Origin of the sequence: Chamaesiphon sp. OTE_75_metabat_556 (assembly GCF_031378165.1) — a bacterium.
Lineage (GTDB): Bacteria > Cyanobacteriota > Cyanobacteriia > Cyanobacteriales > Chamaesiphonaceae > Chamaesiphon.
Genome location: NZ_JANNDR010000160.1, coordinates 1 through 3,121, shown reverse-complemented (window position 1 = coordinate 3,121; position 3,121 = coordinate 1). Strand labels below are relative to the sequence as shown.

The window sequence follows — 3,121 nt, the reverse complement described above, 5'->3', positions numbered from 1 at the left end:
GATCGAATGGATAACAGCCCGTCGCTGCAAGCGCGCCCATTTGGGTAAAACCCGCGATCGTCAGCGGTGTAATCGGCGTTTCTACTGCCCCAGCAATGACTCGATCGCAGGTGCCAGAACGCATTAAATTCACAGCTTGGGCAAAAGACCAGATCCCCGTCGCACAAGCTGCCATCGGAGCTAATACAGCAGATCGCGAGCCGACATCTCTGGCGGCGGAGATCGCGGGACTTTGGGGTAATAGATCCAACCAATTGGTTAAATCTGCCTGAGAATTGGGATTGACAGTCAATTTTTCCCATTCGGCTTGATAACTCCGGCTCGAACCGATCGTCACCCCACAATCAGGTAATGGTAGGCTCAAACCAGCATCTTTGACAGCTTCGGCCACAACCTTTTGGGTGAGCCAATGGAGAGTGGACGGGGATTTTCGATCGATTAAAGCTAGCGGGAGTGATGCTAGATCGACAAAAGGTTGTAAACATTCGATCGCCGAATCACCCGCTAACAAACTTTGCCAGGTACTATTCAGATCGCCCAGTGCCGATCGAAACCCAATCCCCGTAATTACAATTTGCATCCTACGCACCAGAAATATTGGTGAGATCGATATTTTCACATATTCAAGATCGTGGGTAGGGGCAATTCATGAATTGCCCCTACCCACGATCTTGCGCCAGGAGCTATATTTTACCGATTGAAACTGAGAGATCGACTATTTCTTCAGATTCTCAATGCCTTGAGTTACTTTCGCTGACGTAATTTTGTCACCCTGTTGGATGGTATCGATCAGTTCTAAACCTTTGGTAATTTTGCCAAAGACAGCATAGTTACCATCGAGGAACGCGATATCCGCCAGGGTGAAATAAAACTGGGAAGAAGCCGAGTCAGTAGGCTGCGATCGAGCCATCGCGATCGTCCCGCGTTTGTGAGTGAGTTCGGGTACATCGGTAATCGCCTGACTATAGGTTGGAGTCGATCCGCCTTTAGGCTTGATTTCGAGGGGAATCCGGCGTTCTGCTGTCGATCCAACGGGAATATAACCGCCAGTACCATTGCCTTTGGGGTCGCCACCCTGGACGACAAATGGTTGGGGTTGGCGCACAACTCGGTGAAAATTCAGCCCATTATAAAATCCTTTTTGGACTAAATCGACAAAGTTACCCGCCGTAATCGGGGCATTAGTTCCATCTAACTCGATCGTAATCTGTTTATCACCCTTAAGTGTCATCAATACCGTTGCTTTGCCATTGAGCCTGGGTAATCCTGGGAATTGGTTAGTCGGACTTGCTGCCACAGCAGTGTCAGTTGATGCTGGCGTGCTGGGAGCACCATCGGCTTGTGTTTTGGGTCGATCGCAAGCACCTAACATCAAGGTACCCAGGAGCAAACTAACTACGATTAAGCGTTGAAATGGTTTGTGCATTAGTCGATTCGGGGAAATTAAATATTTTAGTCAACTTAGTTTAAGTCGATCGCGGCCTACTTGACTAGGACTGATGCAAATCGATCGAGTTCCATCTCGTCTCTTCTGTGGGACACTTTCGTTTGACCGTACTCTAACCTCTAAAACCTAAAGCCAAAAGCCTAAACGTTGCCTTAACAAATTCAAAGCCTGAGACGCAGACATCTGGCGAATCAACTCTCGTTCGCGCTGACTACCTAATTGATATTTAATGCCTTCAACACTACCATCGGGACTGGCAATACCGATATATACCAAACCGACAGGCTTAGTTTCCGTGCCACCCCCAGGGCCAGCGACACCGGTAATACTTACGCCCCAATCCGTCCCCAATTTAGATTTAACGCCTAATGCCATCTGCCGCGCGACGATCTCACTGACTGCACCTGCTGCCGCTAGATCGTCAGCATTGACGCCCAAAAGTTCGACCTTCACCCGATTGGCATAGGAAATCACGCCACCCATAAAGTATTCAGAACTACCAGGAATATCTGTAAGCATCCGACCTAAACCGCCACCAGTGCAGGATTCTGCCACTGATAATGTTTGCCCTTTTGCTTTTAATAATGTGCCGACGACACCAGCTAATGTATCCTCATCGATACCATAATAATATGCACCCGCAATCTGCATGATTTCCTGAGCGATCGGTTCGATCGTGGCATTTGCCTCTGTCTCATTGGCCGCCCGCGCCGAAATCCGCAATCGCACTTCACCTTTCCCCGCATAGGGTGCGACAGTCGGATTGGTAGAACTAAACAGATGATTTACCTTTTCAGCCAAGGCTGCTTCGGGGATACCAAAAAAGCGCAGACTACGACTATAAATCGGATTTTGCCCATAACCTTGGGTTTTTAAAAAGGGAACGGCTGTATCCCGCCACATCTGGTGCATTTCTCGCGGCACGCCCGGAAACGTAAAAATTGTCAACCCTGCCCTTGGCTGCCAAATCATCCCTGGTGCTGTTCCGGTGGGATTGGGCAAGATCTCGGCTCCAGCGGGTTGCAGTGACTGTTTGCGGTTACTCGGCGTCATTGTCCGCCCACTTTGAGCAAATTTATTTTGGATATCAGCGATGACTTCAAGATGTTCTACAAGTGGCGTACTAAAGTAACTCGCGATTGCTTCGGTAGTCAGATCGTCCGGTGTCGGCCCCAAACCGCCCGTAAAAATCAAGATACTCGATCGATTGGCAGCAATCTCGATCGCTTGATGGACTCGATCGAGATTATCACCCACCACCGTCTGATAAAAGTGCGATACTCCCAACGCAGCTAATTCTGTGGCTAAATACTGAGAATTACTATTGAGAATATCACCGAGTAATAATTCGGTACCGACACAGATTACTTCAGCAGCCATAAATTTAGTTGGGAGTTGGGAGGGTTTGATTCTTAATAACTATTTTGATTGATTTTCTAGAGCGATCGAGTCTTTGTGTGCCGATCTTTACAGCTCAAGCCAATTTAACTTACATCACAGCAAGAAACCCGATGACACTCAGTGTCATCGGGTTTCTTTAGCTCGAAATCAGACGATGATTAACCGTTGATAGCAGGAGCAGTCAAAGCCACAGGAGTAGCTTCACCAGCAGCTAGATCGAGCGGGAAGTTGTGAGCATTACGCTCGTGCATTACTTCCATACCCAAGTTAGCG

At 48.3% G+C, this 3,121-nt stretch carries 3 protein-coding genes and 1 pseudogene; all 4 read right to left on the bottom strand.

The genetic code is table 11. The features are described from left to right. A partial coding sequence (locus tag RMO27_RS06700) for a beta-ketoacyl synthase N-terminal-like domain-containing protein (protein WP_309730852.1) occupies positions 1 to 580 on the bottom strand: 580 nt, incomplete at its 3' end. A gap of 135 nt (positions 581 to 715) precedes the next feature. Continuing rightward, positions 716 to 1,426, bottom strand: a complete 711-nt coding sequence (locus RMO27_RS06695; RefSeq protein ID WP_309730850.1) for a peptidylprolyl isomerase — start codon at positions 1,424 to 1,426, stop codon at positions 716 to 718. A 147-nt stretch (positions 1,427 to 1,573) separates the two neighbouring features. Then, positions 1,574 to 2,827, bottom strand: coding sequence for a competence/damage-inducible protein A (locus tag RMO27_RS06690; protein ID WP_309730847.1), 1,254 nt, complete (start codon positions 2,825 to 2,827; stop codon positions 1,574 to 1,576). A gap of 179 nt (positions 2,828 to 3,006) precedes the next feature. Beyond that, positions 3,007 to 3,121 (bottom strand): annotated as a pseudogene (locus tag RMO27_RS06685) (photosystem II q(b) protein); the annotation flags it as partial.

Bases quoted from the DNA above. Each gene is read 5' to 3' on its own strand.
- RMO27_RS06695 (WP_309730850.1), bottom strand. From the start codon at position 1,426: ATGCACAAACCATTTCAACGCTTAATCGTAGTTAGTTTGCTCCTGGGT.
- RMO27_RS06690 (WP_309730847.1), bottom strand. From the start codon at position 2,827: ATGGCTGCTGAAGTAATCTGTGTCGGTACCGAATTATTACTCGGTGAT.